General features: G+C 58.8%; 19 protein-coding genes and 4 pseudogenes. 7 read left to right on the top strand and 16 right to left on the bottom strand.

Translation table 11 applies throughout. The features are described 5' to 3' along the window. The 6 genes and pseudogenes from QD461_RS34475 to QD461_RS34450 all read left to right on the top strand — a co-directional run. A pseudogene (locus QD461_RS34475) lies at positions 1-403 on the top strand (sugar ABC transporter ATP-binding protein); the annotation flags it as partial. A gap of 9 nt (positions 404-412) precedes the next feature. Then, positions 413-1,354, top strand: coding sequence for an ABC transporter permease (locus QD461_RS34470; RefSeq protein ID WP_004129665.1), 942 nt, complete (start codon positions 413-415; stop codon positions 1,352-1,354). Between the two features lie 5 nt (positions 1,355-1,359). Then, entirely contained in the window at positions 1,360-2,358 is a 999-nt protein-coding gene (locus tag QD461_RS34465) for an ABC transporter permease (protein ID WP_414091400.1), read from the top strand. Between the two features lie 62 nt (positions 2,359-2,420). Beyond that, on the top strand, positions 2,421-3,521 hold the full coding sequence (locus tag QD461_RS34460) for an NAD(P)-dependent alcohol dehydrogenase (RefSeq protein WP_015341899.1): 1,101 nt from the start codon (positions 2,421-2,423) through the stop codon (positions 3,519-3,521). Positions 3,522-3,532: 11 nt separating this feature from the next. Beyond that, positions 3,533-3,844, top strand: a complete 312-nt coding sequence (locus QD461_RS34455; RefSeq protein ID WP_015341900.1) for a putative quinol monooxygenase — start codon at positions 3,533-3,535, stop codon at positions 3,842-3,844. A 75-nt stretch (positions 3,845-3,919) separates the two neighbouring features. Beyond that, on the top strand, positions 3,920-5,182 hold the full coding sequence (locus tag QD461_RS34450) for an NAD(P)/FAD-dependent oxidoreductase (RefSeq protein WP_414091399.1): 1,263 nt from the start codon (positions 3,920-3,922) through the stop codon (positions 5,180-5,182). A gap of 1,085 nt (positions 5,183-6,267) precedes the next feature. On the opposite strand, the pseudogene QD461_RS34445 reads toward QD461_RS34450, so the two are convergent. The 12 genes and pseudogenes from QD461_RS34445 to QD461_RS34390 form a co-directional block, all read right to left on the bottom strand. Then, positions 6,268-6,746 (bottom strand): annotated as a pseudogene (locus tag QD461_RS34445) (hypothetical protein). Positions 6,747-6,965: 219 nt separating this feature from the next. Beyond that, positions 6,966-7,565: pseudogene (ribB, locus tag QD461_RS34440) on the bottom strand (3,4-dihydroxy-2-butanone-4-phosphate synthase); the annotation flags it as partial. Between the two features lie 15 nt (positions 7,566-7,580). Further along, positions 7,581-8,090 (bottom strand): NADPH-dependent FMN reductase, encoded by a 510-nt coding sequence (locus tag QD461_RS34435; RefSeq protein WP_015341905.1) that lies wholly within the window; start codon positions 8,088-8,090, stop codon positions 7,581-7,583. A gap of 16 nt (positions 8,091-8,106) precedes the next feature. Continuing rightward, complete coding sequence (locus tag QD461_RS34430; protein ID WP_015341906.1) at positions 8,107-9,120, bottom strand: ABC transporter permease; 1,014 nt, start codon at positions 9,118-9,120, stop codon at positions 8,107-8,109. A 12-nt stretch (positions 9,121-9,132) separates the two neighbouring features. Next, on the bottom strand, positions 9,133-10,101 hold the full coding sequence (locus tag QD461_RS34425; RefSeq protein WP_414091398.1) for an ABC transporter permease: 969 nt from the start codon (positions 10,099-10,101) through the stop codon (positions 9,133-9,135). After that, positions 10,101-11,660 (bottom strand): sugar ABC transporter ATP-binding protein, encoded by a 1,560-nt coding sequence (locus QD461_RS34420; protein WP_028753486.1) that lies wholly within the window; start codon positions 11,658-11,660, stop codon positions 10,101-10,103. The genes QD461_RS34425 and QD461_RS34420 overlap by 1 nt, the downstream gene beginning before the upstream one ends. A 505-nt stretch (positions 11,661-12,165) precedes the next feature. Beyond that, positions 12,166-12,564 carry a GFA family protein gene (locus QD461_RS34415; protein WP_028753485.1) on the bottom strand — a complete coding sequence of 133 codons (399 nt, stop codon included), beginning with the start codon at positions 12,562-12,564 and terminating at the stop codon, positions 12,166-12,168. Between the two features lie 2 nt (positions 12,565-12,566). Continuing rightward, positions 12,567-13,817 (bottom strand): LL-diaminopimelate aminotransferase, encoded by a 1,251-nt coding sequence (locus tag QD461_RS34410; RefSeq protein ID WP_244441500.1) that lies wholly within the window; start codon positions 13,815-13,817, stop codon positions 12,567-12,569. 43 nt (positions 13,818-13,860) lie between these two features. Continuing rightward, the gene (locus tag QD461_RS34405; protein ID WP_013984725.1) at positions 13,861-15,030 is read right to left on the bottom strand and encodes an ABC transporter substrate-binding protein; all 1,170 of its coding nucleotides are present in this window, start codon (positions 15,028-15,030) and stop codon (positions 13,861-13,863) included. Between the two features lie 128 nt (positions 15,031-15,158). Continuing rightward, entirely contained in the window at positions 15,159-16,283 is a 1,125-nt protein-coding gene (locus tag QD461_RS34400) for an LLM class flavin-dependent oxidoreductase (protein WP_414091397.1), read from the bottom strand. Positions 16,284-16,338: 55 nt separating this feature from the next. Next, complete coding sequence (locus QD461_RS34395) at positions 16,339-16,740, bottom strand: carboxymuconolactone decarboxylase family protein (RefSeq protein WP_018328914.1); 402 nt, start codon at positions 16,738-16,740, stop codon at positions 16,339-16,341. A gap of 89 nt (positions 16,741-16,829) precedes the next feature. Further along, positions 16,830-17,339, bottom strand: coding sequence for a flavin reductase family protein (locus QD461_RS34390; protein WP_013984728.1), 510 nt, complete (start codon positions 17,337-17,339; stop codon positions 16,830-16,832). 129 nt (positions 17,340-17,468) lie between these two features. Here QD461_RS34390 and QD461_RS34385 point away from each other — a divergent pair, with 129 nt between their 5' ends. Next, the gene (locus QD461_RS34385) at positions 17,469-18,236 is read left to right on the top strand and encodes an SDR family oxidoreductase (RefSeq protein ID WP_004130089.1); all 768 of its coding nucleotides are present in this window, start codon (positions 17,469-17,471) and stop codon (positions 18,234-18,236) included. 374 nt (positions 18,237-18,610) lie between these two features. Here QD461_RS34385 and QD461_RS34380 read toward each other — a convergent pair whose 3' ends face one another. From QD461_RS34380 to QD461_RS34365, 4 genes and pseudogenes are all read right to left on the bottom strand, one after another. Further along, positions 18,611-19,843 (bottom strand): alpha/beta fold hydrolase, encoded by a 1,233-nt coding sequence (locus QD461_RS34380; protein WP_015341911.1) that lies wholly within the window; start codon positions 19,841-19,843, stop codon positions 18,611-18,613. Between the two features lie 108 nt (positions 19,844-19,951). Beyond that, positions 19,952-20,641: a GntR family transcriptional regulator gene (locus tag QD461_RS34375; protein WP_004130085.1), complete on the bottom strand. Its 690-nt coding sequence runs from the start codon at positions 20,639-20,641 to the stop codon at positions 19,952-19,954. A 151-nt stretch (positions 20,642-20,792) separates the two neighbouring features. Beyond that, positions 20,793-21,569, bottom strand: coding sequence for an N-acyl homoserine lactonase family protein (locus QD461_RS34370; protein ID WP_028003113.1), 777 nt, complete (start codon positions 21,567-21,569; stop codon positions 20,793-20,795). A 21-nt stretch (positions 21,570-21,590) separates the two neighbouring features. Next, positions 21,591-21,918 (bottom strand): annotated as a pseudogene (locus QD461_RS34365) (alcohol dehydrogenase); the annotation flags it as partial.

Raw genomic sequence — 21,918 nt, 5'->3', positions numbered from 1 at the left:
CTCCAGGGTTCACGATGTCATAAAGTCGCTCCGTGTTGCGGCTGCCGACCCCGCCTCGCCCGTCGGCAAACTTTCGGGCGGAAACCAGCAAAAGGTGCTTCTGTGCCGCTGGCTGCTTTCGGGGGTCGATATCCTTGTCATCGAGGAGCCGACACGGGGCGTCGATGTCGGCGCGAAAGCGGAAATCTACAAGCTGCTTCGCGATTTTGCCGATCGTGGCGGTGCAGTGATCGTCTCGTCGCGCGAGCACGCCGAACTGATCGGGCTGTGTGACAACATCCTGGTCGTTCACGACAAAAAGATCGTCGGGCAGATGCCCGCGCTCGATGCCACAGAGGAAACCATCCTGGGAACCGCACTAGGTTCGAACTTCGCGCACGATCCGCGCGCCGCTGTTCATTGAGGAGGATACATGAATACCATCGCAAACTTCCTGAAGACTCCTTACCGGGCGGGTGCGATCCGGCTGTCGATCGGGACGCTATTCGTGCTGGTGGTCGCCTCGGTCATCCTGCTTCCAGAATTTCTGGCGCCGGAGAATCTGTCGAACCTGCTGGCCCAATCTACTGTTCTTGTCATTTCTGCGCTCGGCCAGACCTTTGTGATCCTGACGGGCGGCCTGGACGTTTCCGTTGGTTCGATCATCAGCGTGACGACCACGATCATGACACTCGACATGCCAGAGGTTGTCCGTGTCGTGCTTTGCATTGCGGTTGCGATCGCATTCGGACTGGCCAACGGATACGGCGTAGCCAGGCTTAACGTCCACCCGATCATCATGACCCTGGCAACCATGGGGATCGGCCAGGGACTGGCGCTTATCATTCTCCCGATCCCCGGCGGGAAGGTGCCTGATTGGCTGTCGGCGTCAGTCGCGGGTTCGGTCGGGCCCGTGCCGAACTCGCTGCTCTGGCTGATCGCCGCCACCGTCGTTGCTGCCTGGATGCTTTATCGCAGGCCGTTTGGCCTTTACCTGTTCGCTTCGGGGGGTAACGATTTCAATGCCCGCATGAATGGCGTCCCGGTCGAGCGCACAGTCATCAAAGCCTACATCCTGTCGGCGCTATTTGCTTGTGCTGCCGGGATGTTCCTCGCGGGCCGCCTTGCCTCAGGCGATCCCAAGGGGGGTGCCACCTTCGGAATTGAATCCGTTACCGCAGCAGCGCTCGGGGGTGTTCACCTAGCTGGCGGTATCGGTAGCATCCTCGGCACTGTCGCCGGCGCGGCTATCCTCGGCATCGTCAACAACGTGATGAACCTCGCCAACGTCTCGGCATTCCTCCAGTCGGTCGTGAAGGGCCTTCTGCTGCTGGCACTCGTCGTTTCGCAGCGTCGCAAAACGATCGGACTTTGAAAGAGATGGACCTCTCGATGACCACAGCAGATGCGAAAATTGAGACGCCATCCCGCACTCTCACCGCCAAGCGCACACTTTCCTGGGTGCTCGGCTTGCCCCCGGCATATTACGTGCTCGCAATCCTGATCGCTTTGGCCCCCGCGGTAAGTGCGACGCTGATCAATCCGAACTATTGGTTCGTGATCCTGAAACAGTCAGCGCCGCTCGGGATCGCGGTGCTGGCGCAATCTCTTGTCATGCGGGTGCGTTCGATTGATCTCTCGGTCAGTGGCGTGTTTGCTTTTTCGATCTATCTCGCCAGCTCCGGGCTCCTCAACAGTTACCCGCCCTTCGTCACGGTCCTGATGACGATCGTCATCGGCCTTGCCGTCGGTCTGATCAACGGCGCCCTCGTGGCCTATGTCCGCGCCTCCGCGGTCATCGCGACGCTGAGCGTATCGGCGATCCTCATCGGGATCGTCCAGTTCATGAGTTCCGGCCGTGCACCGRGTTCGACACCAAGCTGGCTTCGCGTCCTGACGAGCGGGAACATCTACGGCCTGTCTTACTCCGTTATCGTCTGGATCGGGATTTCCGTGGTCGTCGCACTAGCGTTCCGCTTCCTGATCCTCGGGCGCTACTTCCGCGCTGTCGGCGACAATCCGAGGGCGGCGGAGATAACAGGCATACCTCTGGCTCGAACGATTTTTTTCTCGCATACGCTGGCGGGCACGCTGACGGGCATCGCCGCCCTGGTTCAGGTGTCTGCGCTGGCCGTTGGAACGATCAAGCCCGGCTTCGACACCTTCATGAACGCTCTCGCCGCGACGATTCTCGGTGGGGTGACGTTCGGCGTCGACCGCGGCGGCGTCGCGGGGCCTTTCGTGGCGGTCGTCGCCTTCAGTTTCCTATTTGCGATGTTGACCGTGTTCGGCATCCAGGAGCCCGGCAAGCTTATCGTCCAGGGCGGGATCATCGCTCTTGCGGCGATCATTTACGGCGCACGCGTCGGTCGCGTCTAGCCCGCACAGGATGCCAGACAGGTCATTCCCGGTGTCAACGCGGGAGAATGCAGGAGAAAAGCATGGTGAAGATAACGGCGGCTGTGGCCGTAAAACCGAAAGCTCCGCTGGAGTTTCGTGAACTTGAGCTGGCGGATCCCGAAGGCAATGAAATTCTTGTGCGAACGGTCGCGACGGGCATCTGCCATACGGACCTGTTGCTCCGTGATGGGATTTTTGGGCCTCCCGCCCCGGTCATACCGGGACATGAAGGTGTTGGCATCGTCGAAGCCATCGGGGCGGACGTCCAGGGTTTAAGGGTGGGCGACCACGTTGCGCTCAGCCAGAGTTCATGTGGCTTCTGCGGCGATTGCCGGCGCTCTCACCCGATGAACTGCCAGAACTACACCCAGTACAATCTGACGGGGCTTCGTCCGAACGGCAAAAAGGCCTTGCTTTGTGATGAAGTCGGCATCGGCAGCAACTTTGTCGGCCAGTCATCCTTCGCGACCCACATCCTGGCGACTGAGAACAACGCCGCGCAGCTTCCCAAGGATTTCGACCTGACGAATGCGGCCCCGCTCGGTTGCGGCATGGCAACGGGGGCAGGTACCGTCATCAACGCCATGAAGCCGGAGATCGGACAAACCATTGCCGTGTTCGGCGCCGGAGCAGTGGGCATGGCTGCGGTGATGGCCGCCAAGGTCCGGCGGTGCAGCAAGATCATCATCATCGACCTGAACGAGCAGCGTTTGGCGATGGCCAAGACGTTGGGCGCGACCCATGCTATCAACGGCAGGGACCCAGACGTCGTGGAGCAGATCCACGCCTTGACGGGCGGCGGTGCCGATTTTGCGATCGATGCCGTGGGTATCATTCCCGTCATCCTGAATACGATCAAATGCACGCGGGCAGGGGGCCATGTCGTCCTCCTCGGGCTCGACGCGCTCGGCAAGGATATTCCAATCCCGCTGGACCTCATGGTCTTCAACCGGAAAATTCAGGGTGCCATTCTCGGAGACCAGATCCCCCAGCTCTTCATTCCCCAACTGGTCGAGCTGAACCAGGCCGGCCTATTCCCGTTCCAGAAGCTGATCACAAAGTATCCGTTCGAGAAAATCAACGAGGCCATCGCCGATGCCGAAGCTGGCCGCGTGATCAAGCCCGTCATCGTCTTCAATTAGGAGCTTCCCACATGCCATCGAGCAAGTCCGACGAACAGCATCTCATTGTTGAGTTTAAAACATCGACGCGTAACCGGGACCGTGTCAACACACTGCTCCAGGAGTTTGTCGGCCCTGCCCGCGAGGAAGAGGGCTGCCTCTACTACAATCTCTACCAGCGCTCCGACGAGCCGAATACGTTCTTCATTCTCGATGGTTGGGCAAACGAGGAGGCAGCCGCGCGTCACGGAGAATCTCCGAACGTCAAGCGTGTTCTCGAACCGTTGCTTCCGTTGCTGGTAAGCCCCCCTTCCATCATTGTGAGCAGTCGCATCAGCGACTGAGCTTGCGATTGTGCAACACCGAAAGACGCGCTTGATCCGAGGCGGGTTTTTTCCAAAGGCTCGCGGGAGGACGAAATGGAGCATCGAGTTGTCATCGTGGGAGGTGGTTTCGCCGGCCTCCAATTGGCCAAGGATCTCAAATGTCCAAACCTCTCGATCACGATCATCGACAGACGCAATCATCACCTGTTCCAGCCGCTGCTCTATCAGGTCGCCACGACCGTCCTGGCGACCTCCGAGATTGCCTGGCCCATTCGCGCAGTATTTCGTGGAAGGAAAGATGTCACGACGCTTCTTGGCGAGGTCGTAGGCGTCGATGTCGAGAAGCGGCTCGTCTCGCTCAAGGGCGGCCATGCCATTCCCTACGATACCCTTGTTCTCGCAACGGGGGCCCGTCACGCGTATTTCGGCCGGGATGAATGGGAGCCCTTCGCGCCCGGACTGAAGGCGTTGGAAGACGCCACCACGATCCGCCGTCGCCTTCTCCTGGCGTTCGAAAAAGCGGAGCTGGAAACCGATCCCCAAGCGCGGGCGGGGCTGCTGACCTTCTCGATAATCGGCGCCGGGCCGACAGGCGTCGAAATGGCCGGGATCATCGCCGAACTGGCTCGAAGGACGCTTGTCGAGGAATTCAGAAACATCGATACGACTTCGKCGCGCATTCTTCTTGTAGAGGCAGGGCCGCGTATTCTGCCTGTTTTTCATGAGGCGTTATCGCAATACGCCGAGCGATCCCTTGCGTCGATGGGCGTCGAGGTTCGCACGGGAAGGCCCGTGACCGACTGCACCGAGGAAGGCATATCGATTGGGGACGAGTTTGTCCCGAGCCGCACGGTCATATGGGCGGCGGGCGTGCAGGCATCCAAGGCCGCCGTGTGGGTGGGGGCGGAGACGGATCGAGCGGGGCGTGCTATCGTGCAGCCCGACCTTACGGTCTTCGAACACCCGGACATCTTCGTTGTCGGCGATACCGCTAGCGTTAAGACCGGCGAGGGAATGCTGGTTCCTGGTATCGCGCCCGCAGCAAAGCAGCAGGGAAAATACGTCGCCCAAGTGATCAAGGCCCGCCTCAAGCAGCGCTCAGCGCCGCCTCCTTTCAAGTACAGGCATCTTGGTAATCTTGCGACCATTGGACCAAGCTCCGCGGTGATCGATTTCGGCAGGCTGCGGCTCAAGGGCTCCATCGCCTGGTGGATCTGGGGCCTTGCTCACATCTACTTCTTGATCGGAACAAGGAGCCGCATGGCGGTTGCGCTGAGCTGGCTTTGGGCATTTGCCTCCGGCCACCACTCTGCGCGCCTTATTACCCAGAAGGAGACGCTGAAGGAGGAGGTCTAGCAGCATGGGCAACGCGCTGAACCACATATTGAAGAAGGGTGGGCAATTATCTCGTTCATGGCACATATCAGTATCAAAACGAAAATGCTGCTTTTGGTCGTTCCCATTTGTGTGATCGGGATCGCCGGACTGACGTTTGATTCACTCAAGCACCGGGGCGCCTCCCAAAGCTACGTGAATTTCATCGCAGAGGATGGGGCCGATGCGATTCACATAGCGCGCGCCAACCAGCATTTTACGGCAGTGAGCTATAATGCCTACCAGACCTGTCCTACGACATCAAAGGCCTCAACATCAAAAAATTTCCACTCTACTACGAAAACAACAAGACCAAGCTGCTCTTGGAATTACGTTTGGTCAAGCGACTGCTGCCGGAGCACAAGACTTCGATGGAGAGCTTCGTTGAGGCTGCAAACGATATTCTTCAGCTTAGAACCCGGCTTGTACAGCCGGCGGTCCAAGGCGACGGCTGCCCATCACTACCGCCCTGAAGCGCAACCCAGAGCCGATCGGCCGGTGGTCAGTTGAGTTCAAGCAGGGAATTTTGGCCTTCGTCCATGAGCATCAACTAAATTCCTAACGCCTCGATCGAGTACGAGATGGTAGTTCTAGAATGACAATATCGAACCTTTGTCCTCTCCAGATGGCATCCTTGCGATGGCTGGCACGAGGGAAGACGATTCCTATGATTGCCCAAATAGAGGGCAGGAGAGTGGACGATATCGAGCGCTGCTTGAACGATGCCTTGCTACTGCTCGAAGTGGAGACTCTCGACGATGCTTTTCGAAAAATCGAAATAGCTCGCTGTGACAGAACTTAAAGGGATTTTAGCATGCAATTGACACTATTTGGAATTGCCCGGGGGCGTTGAGTTCCATAATAGAACTTATCTGATTTTTGTTACGAGATTGATTTAAAAGAATAAATCCGCATAGAGAACTGAACGTCCTGGCGAGTCCCTCTCGGTGGAACATCATATTCCGTGACGCATGGACGGGGCAATTGACTGGCGAGGCCAGCCCTCGCCGTGGTTTCGACGGGGCATCGTGAACTCAACGGCAAAGGGTCGAGCCCGTGACGCGGGGCTATTTTGTCAGCCATGCGCAAACGATTTGCGCCCATAGGTTCATCGCTGCTGCCCCCAGTTCGCGACATGGCTCGCGGTGAGGTGATGGGGGGATGTGGAACATGTTAGCAATCGGGTCATGGATGGAGACGAAGCGCCGCAAGAGTCGTTGTGACCTGAAAGGCTACTTGATCCGCTGTTGCCGTCGGATTGGCTGGTGCGAATTCTCCGCTCGATTGTTCAAGCCCTTGTGATGCCGATGCGCGACAGCCGGCGTGATGTCTCGTTCGGTGTTGTAGGATTGAAGCTTGTCGTTGGCGAACGACCAAATTCTCTGCCCGGCGGATCGTAGGGTGCGAGACAATGATCCCAAGAGCGGCCAGCATATCCTCGACCATCCGGAGACTGAAAAGGGAAACGGAACTAAAGCGACATCGCGTGGGCCGATAATTCAGCAGGAAAGCAGTGGCGACGATAAAGTGGCTCACGGTTTGTTATGCCCGATCATCGCGCAGCTAACCATGGTCAGTTAGCGTCACGAGGCTCCCCGTGGGCACCTTCAAACGCGCTTTCCTTCGCGTGTATCGGAGGCCACCAACGCAGGAGTTCGCTCTCCGTCTGAGGGCACGGGGAAAGTCTGCTTGTCAGATACGAAACATTGGCCATCGCCGCCTCCCTGGCTGCGTGATCTGCACAAAGGCCGCTTTTATCGATCTCGCGGCAATATTCGATCAGGGCTTCGATGGTCACCATGAGGAGGCCATGCCGCTCAGCGAATTCGCTGAGCTCGGGAAGACGCGCCATAGTGCCGTCGTCGTTGGCGATTTCGCAGATGACACCCGCTGGCTCGAGCCCGGCCAGCCGCGCGAAATCCACCGCGGCTTCCGTATGGCCGGGGCGGCCGAGGACACCGGACGGGTTTGCCCGCAGGGGGAATATGTGGCCCGGCCGGGACAGGTCCTCCGGCACCGTCGATGCGTCAGCGAGCGCCCTGATGGTCTTGGCGCGGTCTTCTGCGGAAATGCCGGTCGATACGCCTTGTATCAGGTCCACTGAGACAGTGAACGCTGTCTGCATGGAATCCGAGTTACGCTCCACCATGAGCGGGATATCCAGTTCGTCCAGCCGGTCCCCGGTCATCGGAACGCAGATCAGGCCGCGCGCATAACGCATCATGAAGGCAACATGATCGTTCGTCACCTTGTCCGCGGCAACCAGGATGTCGCCTTCGTTTTCCCGGTCTTCGTCGTCCACGACGATGATCATCTCTCCGGCGGCGATTGCTTTAACTGCGCTCTCGATGGGAGCAAACTTCATGGTCTTCTCCTTGAACTAAACATGGCCCAGAGTGCGAGCGAGTTGGCGGTCGACCCGCTCCCGGAGTTCCGCAGACGGTGCCGAATCTGGAAAGTCGCCGTCCATCGCATAGATGAAGTCACCGCGAACCTCGGCTTTGAAGAAGCCCATCAATGAGCGCAGGTGAGCCTCGACGTGCTGACCATGGGCTTCGGCTTTACCCGTTGCGAATATCAACACGGGTTTCCCCTGCAGGGCTGTCATTTCGAAGAGGTCGAAAAGATGCTTGAGAAGGCCGGTCATCGAGGACTTGAAGACCGGCGTGCCCACGATGAGGACATCTGAAGACTGGATTGCGTCAAGAACGTTCGCGAGTCCAACAGGAGCCTCCGAACGCCACAGGGTGGTTCCCAACACCGGGAGAACATCGACCAGGTCAAACAGATACCGTGTGTGACCGGGCGAGACGCTCGAGAGTGCGTATTCCCCGAGCGCCCGCGTCTTCGAGGGGCGCGAGACATTGCCAGTTATCGCGACAATCTTCAATTTGCCGGCCTTTCGATCAGATCTGGTTGCGGATATGCGGGGTACGAGCGTAGACGGCCACCATCGGCACGATCAGCAGACCCACGATCGCCTGTTGCGCGGCAAAACTCAGGCCCAGCCCAACCAGCAGGGACGTCATTACCGTCAATACGAGTACGCCGAGAACGGTTGCCCCGTATCCGCCTGCGCCTCCAAGCAACGAGGTGCCGCCGATCACAACGGCCGCAACGGTGGTGAAGAGATATGGATCTCCGACGCCAACGAATCCGCCGCCGGAAAACCCGAGCAGCAATACGCCCGTCAGTGCCGACATCGCTCCACTGATACCGTGAATGCTGGTCCAGACCTTGGTTTCGGAAATGCCAAGCCGTGCCGCTGCAGTCCTGCTGCCCCCCACCGCGTAGATGGAGCGGCCAAACCAGGTGTTGTACAGAGCCCAGATGGTCGCAAGCGTTATGAGCAGCCAAACCAGCACCACCGGCGGCAGGGAAAGCCCGAAGGTCTTCCCGTTGAACGCGGCGAAATTCCGGAGCCAGTTCGGTACGGGCGCGAAAACCGTGCCGCCGTAGTCGGAACCGATGGAGGTGTACAGCTGTACCGCACCGACAAATGCGAAGCCGACCCCCAGGGACATGATGAGAGCCTGGCCCTGCAGCCTGAAGCTCAAAAAGCCGTTCGCGACCCCGATTGCTGCTCCCAGGATAACGACCACTATTGCGGCCAGCCAGGCAGGCATGCCGGTGACCAACAGGCTTGGGAAGAGAATGTTCGCTCCCCCGATGACATAGGGAATGGAGAGATCAAGCGCGCCGACCATGGCACATAGCGTCTGTCCCAACGATGCAAGCCCCAGGAAAGCGGCAAGCAGCAATATCGAACGCGCGTTACGGGGGGAGATGAACCCCGGAACAAGGATCGTACCCAGCACGAGAAGTGCGGCAAGCAGACCAAAGCCAATCACGATGCTGCGCTGCAGTTTTACCGATCGTCCTGTTTGGCTCATCGTCTGTTCCGTTGCGAGTAAAGTCATTACAAGTCCTCCCTAGWAAGCCGGGCGCCGGGCCGTCATGAATACGTTGACGAGGAGCGATGCCACGAGGATCAGGCCGAAAGCCATTTGCGTCACGAACCCTGTCACGCTTCCGAAACTGAAGGCGGAAAGCAGGTACGAGATGAGGAACATGTTCAGCGCACCAAGCGTCGACCCCAAAGCCCCCCCTCTCCCGCCAGCCAGGTTTGCGCCACCGAGCACCAGGGCGGTAACTGCCTGGAGCGTGTAGCTGCTTCCCTGGGTAGGATCGCCCGAAGAGATCAATGCCGTATAGCTGAGCGCGGCAAGGCCAACGAAGACGCCGCCGAGGAGATGGGCGCAGATGCGTACGGTGTCGACTTTCACTCCGCTCGTGTAGGCCATCCGTTCGTCGGCGCCTGTCATGCGGAGGTGGGAGTAAAAGGTGGTCCGGCGCATAACGGCCCAAAGAGCGAACGCCGCCAGGACGATAATCAGCACCGGAGATAAGATCGTGGTTCCTGCTCCCCACGTCATCATCCAGTCCGGCGCGACGCCGCCGGGCCTTGACATGACCATGAGGTTCACGCCTGAAAGGACGAGGAAGCTGGAAAGCGTGACGATGATGGGGGCGACCCGGACGTAGATGATGATGAGCGCCTGCAGCAACTGGTACAGCGCGCCGACTGCTACCACCCAGCAAACCACCGCGAGTGGCGACGTGTAACCACTTGCCGAGAGCCAGCCGATCAGGGTGACGTTCACGAAACCCATCAAGGGGCCAACGGAAAGATCAACCGAACCGCGTCCTGCCATCACGATCGGTGTCAGGGCGAGCGTTGTGAGGATCAAAGGTGCTGCGACGAWGATTGCTCCGCCTATTCCGGTTGCGGTGAACAGCCGCGGCGACAGCAAGGCTGCAGCGACGAGCAACACTCCGAAAAGAACGAACGGTACGGTCAGCGACCTGTCGAGCGCAGGAAATCCAAAAYGTTGCGACATCAGTGTGCCTTTCTCTCTTTGGAGAATTCCATGGTGTCGGCAACCGAGCGGCCGAACATTGCAGCGAGAATGGTTTCTTCGTTGATGTCGGGGCCGTCGAGGGAGCGATGGATGCTCCCTTTGTGAAAGACATCGACGCGATCGGCGAAACCAAGAAACTCCTCGATCTCGCTCGAAAGGTAGATTACCGAGCCGCCACCTTCGGCAAACAGCCGAAGCTCGCGATACAGGTCGCGTTTGGTGTTGAGGTCCACGCCCCGAGCAGGGTCGTTAAGAACGATCACTCTGGGATCATTGGCGAAGGCGCGGCCGATCAGGACCTTCTGCTGGTTACCACCGGAAAGGGACGTAATCCGGTTGTCCGGGTGGCCGATCTTGACGCGGAGCCGCTCGACCTCCCGGGCAAACGTCTGCTTCAGCTTTTTCCGCCTGATGACACCGAACGGCCCCAGGTTCTTCTGATAGATACCGATGGCGAGGTTCTCGAAAATGCTCTGCTGCGGGAAAATTCCTTCCCGCTTCCGGTCTCCGGATACGTACACAATGCCCTTGTTCGCGGCGTCGTCGAGCGTGCTGACTTTGACGAGACCGGTGCTTTCCCTGTTCAGGATCCGGACCTCCCCTCCGAAGGGCGAGATAATCCTTGCGACCAGTCGCACGAAGGCGTCCTGGCCCTGGCCGTCCAGTCCCGCGACGCCCACGATAGAACCCTGCGGAAGGACGAAGTCGAACGGTTGCGATGCCTCCTGGGGGCGCGCGCCATGGACGGAAAGAGCTTCCTTGCGATCACCCGGCAGGCCCGGTGCAGACGTTGAAGCAGCGGCGGAAATCTGGCGGTCTTGAGGGGTCATCATGCGCAGGAGATTGGCCTCGGTGATCTCGGATTTCTCAAGGACACCGACAGTGAAACCGTCTCTCAGTATTGTCGCCCGATCGGCGATCCGGACGAGCTCGGCGATGCGGTGCGTAACGATGATTACCGCGCACCCCTCGGACCGGAGTCGATCGATCTCTTCGTGGAGGCGGACGGTCGCGTCGAGATCGAGTGCCGCCGAGGACTCGTCTAGGATCAAGACCTTGGGTTTCCTCAGAACGGCCCGGGCGATAACGATCCATTGCTTGATGCTGAGCGGAAGATCACCGACGTTCTGCCGGAGATCGACAGGCTTTCCCACCAGGCGGTCGAGGAGGCTTTGCGCAGCGCTTTCACGTTCACTGGAGGCTTTCCGAAGCGAGAACAGGTCCTCGCTTCCTACGAAAAGGTTGTCGAGGACACTCGCTTCATCGGCGACAAGGACTTCCTGGAAGATCGTAGCGAGACCAACCCCTTTGGCATCGACTGGCGAGGTGATGGACTTGCCAAGGATCAGGACAGATCCTGCATCGGCAGCGATAACGCCGGACATGATCTTTGCCATGGTGCTCTTGCCGCTGCCATTCTCGCCAACGATCGCGTGCACCTCCCCTGCCTTGGCGGCAAAATCGCATTTCTTCAATGCCTTCGTTTCGCCAAACGATTTGGCAACGGCCGTCATGCTTACGGCGACGTCTTTCGTCATGCCCATCCTCCCTTTAGGCAGCAGCAGATCGCGCCAGGACATCCGATGCCCGGGCCTCTTGCCGATTGTGACTGCCGTCTTTGAACGCTCCGAGAACTCGCTCAGTGAACTACAGAATGACAGATTGTCTGATAATCTGTCAATAGTGCCGCCATGCCCATATCGGGATGTCGGGTTGATTTCGATGAAACCGGTTGGTCGCTCGACGCCCTCAAAGTTCCAAAAGCATGTTGTCACGCAACTGACGTCGGTCGGAGGTTCTCGAGCGGAGTTCCGCCCGATCTGAAGCGATGTGGCAGCCATCGCGATCAGGACAGGACCAAAGCACTATTGAGGGTGTCCGGTAATCCGAAGAGGCAACCGTTTTGATTGGGGCATACGGAACATCCCAACCTCCGCGCGTCGAACGCGGCAAGTGCCATTCGATCATCCAGCCTTCCCCGCTGGGGAAGCGGGCAGATCGAACTCATCGTCGATCGGCCCTTGGCGCGCGCAACCGTGGAGATCACGGGAACTCTTCGAAGTTTTCCTTCGCGGGGTCGTGAGCAAGCCACGGCCTGGCGTGGGACAGCCAGACGTTGGACATAGGAACCGAACCAGGATCAGTGTCAAAAGTGCCTGCCCGCAGCACCTTCATCTCAGGGTTGGCAGGCCGTTCGGCATAAACGTGCGAACCACACCGTGAGCAGAACCACCTCAGTTTTCCAGGGGTCGACTCAAAGCTGTGAAGGACGTCCTCGCCGGAAATCAGCTTGAAGTTCTCACTCTTCACCTTGGCGGCAGTGTTATGATCGGCCGCATGGGACTTTCTGCACGTCTGGCAGAAGCAGTTCCACATCGGGCCGTCCAGTTCCGACACTTCATACTGTACCGCTTTACATTGGCAAGATCCGAGGATCGGCATCTTCAAAATCCTTTCATCGCTTTATCGAGTTGTGGCTGTCGCGCGCTTGCAGAAAGCCACCGCTTCAAGTTCCGTGCGGCCTGCCGGATCCTGTCTTCATTCTCCACGAAAGCCAGCCGTACGTATTCGTCACCCATCTCACCGAAACCGATACCCGGCGAAATCGCGACCTGTGCCTTCTCGAGCACGAGTTTCGAAAACTCCAGCGAGCCAAGGTGTCGGAAATGCGGGGGTATCTTCGCCCATGCGAACATCGTCGCCGCAGGAGCTGGAACGTCGAAGCCGGCATCGGCAAAGGTCTTCACCAGTGTATCTCTGCGCGTCCTGTAGATGTCTCTTGCCCGCGCGGCGTCCTCCCCGTCCGAGTTTAGGGCATGAGCGGCGGCGACCTGTATCGGCGTAAATGCTCCGTAGTCCAGGTACGATTTCACGCGCGTCAACGCTCGGATGAGCCGTTCGTTACCCACCGCAAACCCAACGCGCCAACCGGGCATCGAGAATGTCTTCGACATCGAGGAGAATTCGACGGCCACGTCGATCGCGCCGGGGACTTCGAGAACAGACGGCGGCGGGGGACCGTCGAAGTAGATTTCAGCGTAGGCGATATCCGACAGAACGATGAGATCGTGCTTCTTCGCGAAGGCGATGACGTCCTTATAGAAATCGAGCGTCGCGACGCGAGCGGTGGGGTTTGACGGGTAGCTTATGATGAGCGCCAGAGGCTTCGGTACCGAATGCCGCACCGCCATTTCGAGAGCTTGGAAGAAGGTCTCATCCGGCTCGACCGGTACCGACCTTATCACGCCCCCTGCCATGAGAAATCCGAACGTATGAATCGGATAGGAAGGGTTCGGACAGAGAATGACATCCCCGGGGGCGGTTATGGCCTGTGCCATGTTCGCAAACCCCTCCTTGGACCCGAGCGTCGCAACAACCTGGGTATCCGGATCAAGCTTCACATTAAACCGGCGGGCGTAATACGCAGCCTTGGCGCGGCGAAGCCCGATAATGCCCTTGGAAGCCGAATAGCGGTGCGTGCGCGGATGCTGCACCGCTTCGCATAGCTTGTCCACAACCCAGCTTGGCGTGGGAAGATCGGGATTGCCCATTCCAAGATCGATGATGTCGACTCCGGCCGCGCGCGCGCTGGACTTGAGACGGTTCACCTGCTCGAAGACGTAAGGGGGCAAACGCTGTATCTTGTGGAATTCCAACTTCTGGTTCCTTATCGTGGGTCCTCCGCGCCGACGGATGAAGCCGGCGCGGAGGTCGCGGGACAACTTGGGAGGTCGTCGATTACTTCTTCGGCCGCCAGGCCAGCGGATCTTCCGGGCGCTCGAAGTACTGTGCTGCTACGTCCGCGGGCCACCATGCATCGCCCTTGGGCTCGATCCACGCCGTGGAGTTCGGATCGCAATCTTCCGGAATTGCTTCCTTCACATCGTCGATCGTGTAGGGAAGAGCCGGTCGCAGGATCGACTGGATCTTCGGCCCCTGGCCTTGGAGCGTCCTCATCATCACGTCCCACACCAGTCGGGCGTCAGCCCGCGGCGGCCAGAAATGGAAGCTCTGGCTGATGAAGTCGGGATTATTGCGCCAGTAGCACGCCGCCGACGCCTCGCCGCCGAGGACGATTGGCATCATGTCGCGCCCGGACTGCTGGACCGCGTTGACGACACCGTTTTCCGAGGCCGACTGGACGAGGATACCAGCGATTTCGGTAGGGTTGGTCGCGAGGAATTTCTGGACTTCGACCTGGGCGACCTGATCGGTCCACTTGCCGGCGACATCGCCCACGACGGTGATGTCCTTATACTCGTCGAACGCCTTCTTGGCACCGACATTGAAGCTGTCGGATGATGCGAAGCCCGGGATGCCCGAAACCGTCAGTACGTTGCCCTTGCCGCCGATTTCCTCGGCCAGCCATTTCGCGGCCGTATAACCGCCCTGGGTGTTGTTTTCGGTCGCATTGATCGCGTAGGGCGATGTCACGTAACCCGAGAACGAGAACACCGGAACGCCCTTGGAGTGCGCGTATTCGATGGTCTGGTTGATGGCCGTTACGTTCGAGCAGCAGATGATGATAGCATCGACGCCGTCGTCGACCATCTGGCGCATCTGCTGGATTTGCGTCGCGTCCTTCAGGTCGGACTGCGTGACGACAAGCTCAGATACCAGTCCAGCCTCCTTGTATTTCGGAAGCAGAACCTCGTTCAATTCAGTGAGGATCTGGGCACGCCACGTGTTGCCTGCATAAGTGGATGCGTAGCCGATTTTCCATGGCGGCGGCCGCTTCGCCACAAAATCCTTGAGCGGCGTACCACCGAGGGGAATTGCCGGGTCCACGAGCTCGTAAAGCTGCTTCTGGTCCGGTGGTAGCGAGTCTAAGCCGTCCGCGAATGCGGCGGTGGTCATCAGGCCTAGCCCGGTGATCACGCTCAATGCGGTGTAAACCTTCTTTAGCATGTGTAGGGTCTCCTCCCCTCTGTACATCCGCTACAGCAGTTGACGCCGTTGGCGTCGAGCCACGGAATTGGTTAAAAGTGTTTCGATTTCGGATTGGTGGCGGGCGACTTGCGCCGCCCGCGGAACGGTCAGTTCCTGAGGCCAGCCTGTTTCAGCAGAGGCATGACGCGGTCGTTGAAGAACGGCAGCTCTTCGTTGTAGTCGACCATTGTGAGAAGCGCGCCGTCGACGCCCGTGTTGCTCAATGCGACGAGCTTGTCGGCGACCTGTTCCGGCGTTCCGACGATCGGGTAGCCGCCCCAGCCAGCGATGAAGCGCTCCTTGAACTTCTGGTACATCTCTGCCGAGTGGTTCTGTGACTGAACCTGAAGAACCTCGCAGATGTTTTCGCAGGCTTCCCAATCGCCCTTCTGGTTCACGTAGTAGTCGTAGTAATCCCGGGCTTCCTTTTCGGTCTCGCGAACGACGACCGGGCACGCGGTGAWGGTTCCGAGTTCGCGCTTGTATTCCTCGCGAGCCAGCTCCTTCACCTTCTTCACCCACGCTGCGCCCGATTCCATGTCCTGCATGAAGCCGAAGTTGAAGTCGCAGAACTTGGCCGTGAAGTGCAGGCCCTTGCCCGACGAACCGGCGCAGATGAGGACCGGGCGACCCGTCTCTTTGTTATAGGGCTTCGGCTCGCTGAACGCGTCTTTCACCTTGAGGAACTGGCCGTCAAAGGTGACGCCGTTCTTCGTCCACAGAGATTCGACGATTTCCATCCATTCCGTGGCATATTCGTAGCGGGTGTCGTGTTCCATCATCGGAACGCCGAACATCTCCATTTCCGGGGTAAACCAACCCGTCACCAGGTTCAGGCCGTATCGGCCCTTCGAAATGTTGTCGATCGTCGTCGCCATCTTCGTCGCGACGATCGGGTTCAGGGTCGGGATATGCGTCGTCGAGAAAAACTGCAGCTTCGTGGTCACGGCAGCCAGGGCCGCGGCCCACGTGAACGTGTCCATGTTCACGCCGTTGAAGTTCGTCGGCCCGCCGAAACCGCGCCACCGGGCGATCGGCACCATGCATTCCCAGCCGGCCGCTTCGAGCTTTTTGGCAATTTCGACATTGTGTTCGAAGGTCGGTTCGAACGTTGATTCCGCGGTGGTGATGGCGCAAGCGCTGGAACAATTCGTTCCGAATACGCCAAGCTTCAGCTTGTTGCCGTTAAACATCGGGTTTCCGGTGGCGCGGAAATCATCGCTGGTCGTCATATTGAAGTGTCCTCCACAGAGTTAGTCTGTTCCCGGCCCGAAAGCCGGGCACCGATTAGATACCCATGTCCTCGAAGACTTCCTGCGCGACGCGGAAGCTGTCGATCGCCGCGGGCACGCCGCAATAGATCGCGACCTGAAGGAAAACTTCGCGAAGCTCGTCCTTGCTGAGGCCGTTATTGATCGCGCCGCGAACGTGCAGCTTCAACTCGTGGGGGCGGTTAAGGGCGGAAATCATGCCAAGATTGAGAAGGCTGCGCGAACGGCGGTCGAGGCCGGGCCTGTTCCAGATCTCGTTCCAGCAATACTCGGTGACAAGCTCCTGCATCGGCCAGTTGAACTCGGTCGCCTTGTTTACCGAAGCGTCCACATATGCACCGCCGAGAACCTCCCGACGGGTCTGCAGACCCTTTTCGAACCGTTCACTGACGGGACGCCCATTCACTTGCGATTTCATATCGGTGGCAATAGTCACGGATCAAACTCCTCATTATCGGCCGAAAGGCATTTGGTGGATGTCATAAGCCGAATGCTCGGCCAAACGTTTCAGGCGGCAGCATCGATCAGCGCTGCCGATCTAACCAATTTCCCGTCCTCGTAGAGGAGCGGGGCAATATTCTCGATAAACCGGGCCTCGATGACTTCCCCGAGAACGACGTCATGGGTGCCAACGGAGACTGCGGAGTTGAGGCTGCAAACGAATGCGGCCTGGGCGTCGCCGAGGACGGGAACTCCGCCAGCCCCGATCCACTCACCGTGAGCGAACCTCTCCTCTCCCTTCAGTTTTCCACTGAACAGCGGAACCAAAGGCGCATGGCTAAGATGCAGCATGTTCACTGCGAATTTCCCCGCCAGCTTGAGCGGGCCGCTGATCGAAGCCGATTGGTTGATGCAAACCAGGAGGGTCGGAGGGTCCGCCGTCACTGACTGGACGGCGGTTGCAGCCATGCCGTAACGGGCACCTTCCCATTCCGTCGTGATCAGGCAAATTGTTGATGTGAACCGGCGTAAAGCAGTCTTGAACGCCGCTTGCGCTGCTATTTCAGCACCAGCCATCGTTACCTCCCCCAAGTCATTCGTGACCTAAGATAAGCAGATTGGCAGACAATCTGTCAACACGTTTTGTTAGTCATTGACAGATTGTCTGCGAAAATGTTTTCTTGGGCAGTGAAAGAGGAGACGATTATGGATCTGGAATCGAAAGTCTGTGTGGTGACCGGGGCTGGCAGCGGGATCGGGCGCGCAACAGCTGAACTGTTTGCGCGCCAGGGCGCTAAGGTTGGCGTCGTCGACGTCAACATCGATGCAGCACGAGACGTCGCCCGAGAAATTGGGACGGATGCGATCGCGTTAAAAGCCGATGTGTCTTCCTCCGCCGAAGTCGAGGCGTTGGTCAGGTCAGTTAAGGAAAAATGGGGGCGTATTGACGTTCTCGTCAACAACGCGGGGTTCGGAATGACGGGAAACGTCACCACCATCGCCGAATCCGACTGGGACCGGATCATGGCGGTGAACGTGAAGGGGATCTTCCTCTGCTCGAAATACGTGGTTCCGATTATGGCGGAACAGGGCAACGGATCGATTATTAACACGACCTCATACACCGCCGTGTCAGCCATCGCCAACCGCACGGCCTACGTGGCGTCGAAAGGCGCGATCTCGGCACTCACGAGAGCCATGGCACTGGACCACGCAAAAGACGGGATCCGCGTCAACGCTGTCGCCCCCGGGACGATCGACTCGCCCTATTTCACCAAGATTTTTGCGGAAGCGGCGGACCCACAAGCCTTGCGGGAAGACTTCAACGCCCGTGCAGCCTTGCACCGGATGGGCAACCCGGAAGAGATCGCCGAGGCGATGCTCTTTCTCGCTTCGGACCGCTCGCGGTTTGCGACCGGAAGCATTCTCACAGTCGACGGAGGATCGTCGATCGGTAACCACTTGGTGCGCTGAAGCACATAGGTGCTAGCAGGTGCCTCCTTCTTGACCACGGGAGGCATTTTTACTGTGGTACTACGTGTCGGAAACACAGAGACCCGCAGTGGGAAAAGATAGAGATCACGCGCAAAGCTGCGTGATCAAGACCCTGCGATGAGACGTCGCTACGGCGCTTTATAGTCGCATCGCCGCGCCTGATCCTTCCCCCAGATATCGCGGGAATTTTCCCAATCCACACCGGAACTTCTCGGGAGCGCGTGAGGGATGCCGCCTGCGATGCCGGCCGTGTCATCGCCGGGACGCCAGTTGCAAAGCCTCGGTATGCGCCCGCCCGCTTCGCATGCGATCGCCCGGCGGCTGCACCGGGCGACGAGAGTCAATCCAACCGCTCAGCGAGCGGCGTGCCGTACGAAATCGAGCCCTTTGACAAGATAGCTCCGGAAGAAGTTCGGGTGTTCGCACATTGGAAAGTGACCTAGTCCGCCCATAACGAGGTGGAGGCATCCTGGAATAAGTTCGGCGAGCTTGGCACCGTCGGCCGGCGTGGCTGAGTAGTCATAGTCGCCCGAGAGCAGCGCCACCGGGGTGCGTGATGGGTCAATACGGGGAGCTGTCACTGCTCCGTCGAACTCGTCGCTGTAGAAGGAAAGATCGCCTGGGTAAACTCCGGGTGCTCCCTGCGAATAGATCCAGCTTGACCTCCTGCGCTCCCCTGCGGGGCTCAGTGGGCTCATGATCCCTCTGACATATGCCGAGTTATGAAGTGAGCCGTGTACGTTTACGTTGTGCTGGTATGGGTTCCGTCGTCCCTTGGAGCGGAAAGGTGGCTCGATCGCTACGATCCCGAGGATATGCTCCGGCCGTTCCGCCGCGAGAACCAGCGACATTGCCGCGCCCATGGACCCACCCGCGACAATCGCCTTTTCGCGAACCACCTGTTCGAGAATGGCCGTGCACCATTTCAGGTAGAGCGATGCCGTGAGCTTGTAGGGTGCTCCGTCCCACGTCAGCGGCGGCATGGACCGACCGTGGAATGGTAGGTCAACCGCGATCAGCCTGTAGCTTTTCGCAAGCTCGGTGTCCGCCAGCTGAGGCATGAATTGGCGGCTATCTGCTCCGGCGGTGTGAAGAAACAGGACCGGCACCCCCTCACCTGCTTCTTCGTAATATATTTCATGGGGGACGTCATCGATATTGACGACGGCATACTGCCCCCGAATTTGACGCAGGTCGCGTTGCGCACGCTCCGCTGTCATCTCGGGGGACGTGACGACGAGCTCGAACACCCGTTCGAGAGCCGGGCGTGCTTTCGCGAGGTCGAGCGGTGAGCCGGCGATCTCGAAGAGAGGATTTGCAAGCTGCAACGCCGTGAAGGAGTGAAAGGTCGCCGGCGGCGGCGTCATCAGAACCTGATCCCAGGCGTCCGTGGTGGCCCTCACTGTCACCTGGGGGGCACTGCTTTCCCCCGAGATCTCCGCGCCGCCTTCAGCGAAATCGAGGGCGATCACCTGATCGCCGACGTAGAAGGCGATCTTTATCGTCAGGTCCGGAGTGAGCCGGGGCAATTCCTGATCCCCAAGAGCCTCCGACATGCGGGACCGCAATTCATTAAAAATGCCCAAAGCAACCTCCCTGTTCGAGCGAGCGCCAGGCCGCACGCGTCGGCAGCGCCATGACTTCGAATAAGCAGATTATCAGACAATCTGTCAATACCGGCTAATGCCGCTTCTTCAATCGCCGTGGTTTTCAGAGGTTTTACGCAGGTAGTCCAACGCGACCTTAGCCGCCATATCGATGTGGTACTTGCAGGCTGCGGCGGCTTTCGGTCCGTTTCGGTCGGTAATGGCCGCAGCGATCTCCTTTATCTCTTCCACACTGTGGTTCAAGCGCCCCGGCTGCGTCATCGACGTCATGCGCAGCAGCGTCACCCGATTGTGGAGCGATGTCAGCATTTGCTTGACGAAGACGTTTCCGCTCCCTTGCATCAGGCAGTCGTAAAACGCGGTTTTCGCCTTGATGAGCCTGCTACCGGCGCCGTTTGCCGCGGCTTCCGCAAACTCAGCAACCGCCTCATTGAGTGTGTGGATATCCTGGGCGGTTCCGTTTTCAGCGAATTCCTTTCCAGCATAGCTCTCGAGCAAAGCCCTGACGCTGTAAAGCTGAGCGGCTTCTTCGTAAGTGATAGTGCTGACGACGGGGCCGCGGTGCGGATAGCTGGTAATGAGGCCCTCGGCCTCGAGTTGTCGAAGCGCCTCGCGGATTGATGTTCGTCCGACACCGATCGACTCGCAGAGTTCTCGCTCAACGAGGCGCTGACCCGGCTTGAAACGGCCGCTGGATATCGCCTGCCGCAGTTTATCCTCTACCTGAGTGCGCAAAGTGGCACTCTGCCGTGCAATCTGTAAATCCATATCACCCATAGGATCCAAAAGTCCGTTTTACCAAGGCCGGAACCGGCCGCGCAAGTCATGGTACTATATGGTGGGTTATCCCGATGAGACAACCCGATTGTCTGACGAAAACGAAGAACACCCACGCCTGGCCTCTTACCGGACATTCCATGCGTCCCCATTACCGTAGAACCTTTGCAAATGCGAGATCCGGTGACAGCGATGGGAAACTCGTCAGGACTGCGGGATCGTGGCCTGGAACGAGTACTCCGGACGGTCCTGAAAGCTCACGGAGAGTTCGGTATCCCTCCAGTACGTCGGCGTAATCGGCGAAAAGCGGAAAGACGTCGTCATGCTCTAGATAGCGTTGAAAATGGAGTGCGTCCGATGCGATAACGACGACGTCATTGCCATCGTCCAGCCTCACGACCTGAAGGCCCCTAGAATGACCGCCGACGAGATGGATAGTGAGCCCCTCCATAATCTCGCCGTTCCCGTCGTGGAAGCACACCCTGCCGGAAAACGTCAGGCGGACTGCATCGACTACGGCGTCCACCGCAAAGGGACGCCGAAGACGATCATGGCACATGCATCGTCCTGTACCGTAGGCCATCTCCCGATCCTGCAAGTGGAACAGGGCTTCGGGGAAGTCCGCAAGGTTTCCCGCGTGATCATAGTGAAGATGCGTGATGACGACGTCGGTAATGGACGATGCGGAAATCCCGAGCTGGCGAAGCGCCTCGACCGGATGGATCAACATGGTCCTCCCGCGCCTTTCAGCCTCCTGCGGGCTAAACCCGGTGTCAACCAGGATCAGACGTTCACCATGGCGGATCAACCAAACGAAATACTCGATCCTGCCCGGGGCGTCGTGGGGATCTCCTGCTTCCAGGCCGAGTTCGCCAACGGGCCGAACCGCAGTGCCGTAATGTATCGCCAGGACTTTCCAGTCGGTCAAATTCTCGCTCCTTCCGCAGGCTTAAGGAACCAGCAGATGCCGGATCACCTCGCCACGGTCTAACCGGTCGAAGGCCTCGTTGATTTCCTCAAGCGGGCCAGTGCTGGACAACAGTCTCTCCACGGGCAACCTACCCTTGAGGAACAGGTCGATATAGCGGGGAACATCGCGCGAAGGTACGCAGGACCCCATGTAGCTGCCTTTGATGACGCGTTCTTCCCCGACAAGAGGAAGCGGCGAGATCTCGAATTTGGTGTTCACGTTCGCCAGACCCGCTGTGGCCGTCGTGCCGCCGCGCCGCGTAATGCCATACGCGGTTTCGAACGCTTTGCTCGACCCTGCCATCTCG

The sequence above is a fragment of the Rhizobium sp. BR 314 genome, assembly GCF_047445805.1.
In the GTDB taxonomy this organism is placed as follows: Bacteria; Pseudomonadota; Alphaproteobacteria; order Rhizobiales; family Rhizobiaceae; genus Rhizobium; species Rhizobium lusitanum_B.
The sequence above is the reverse complement of the archived record's forward strand: the minus strand, read 5'-3'. Positions and strand labels throughout refer to the sequence as shown.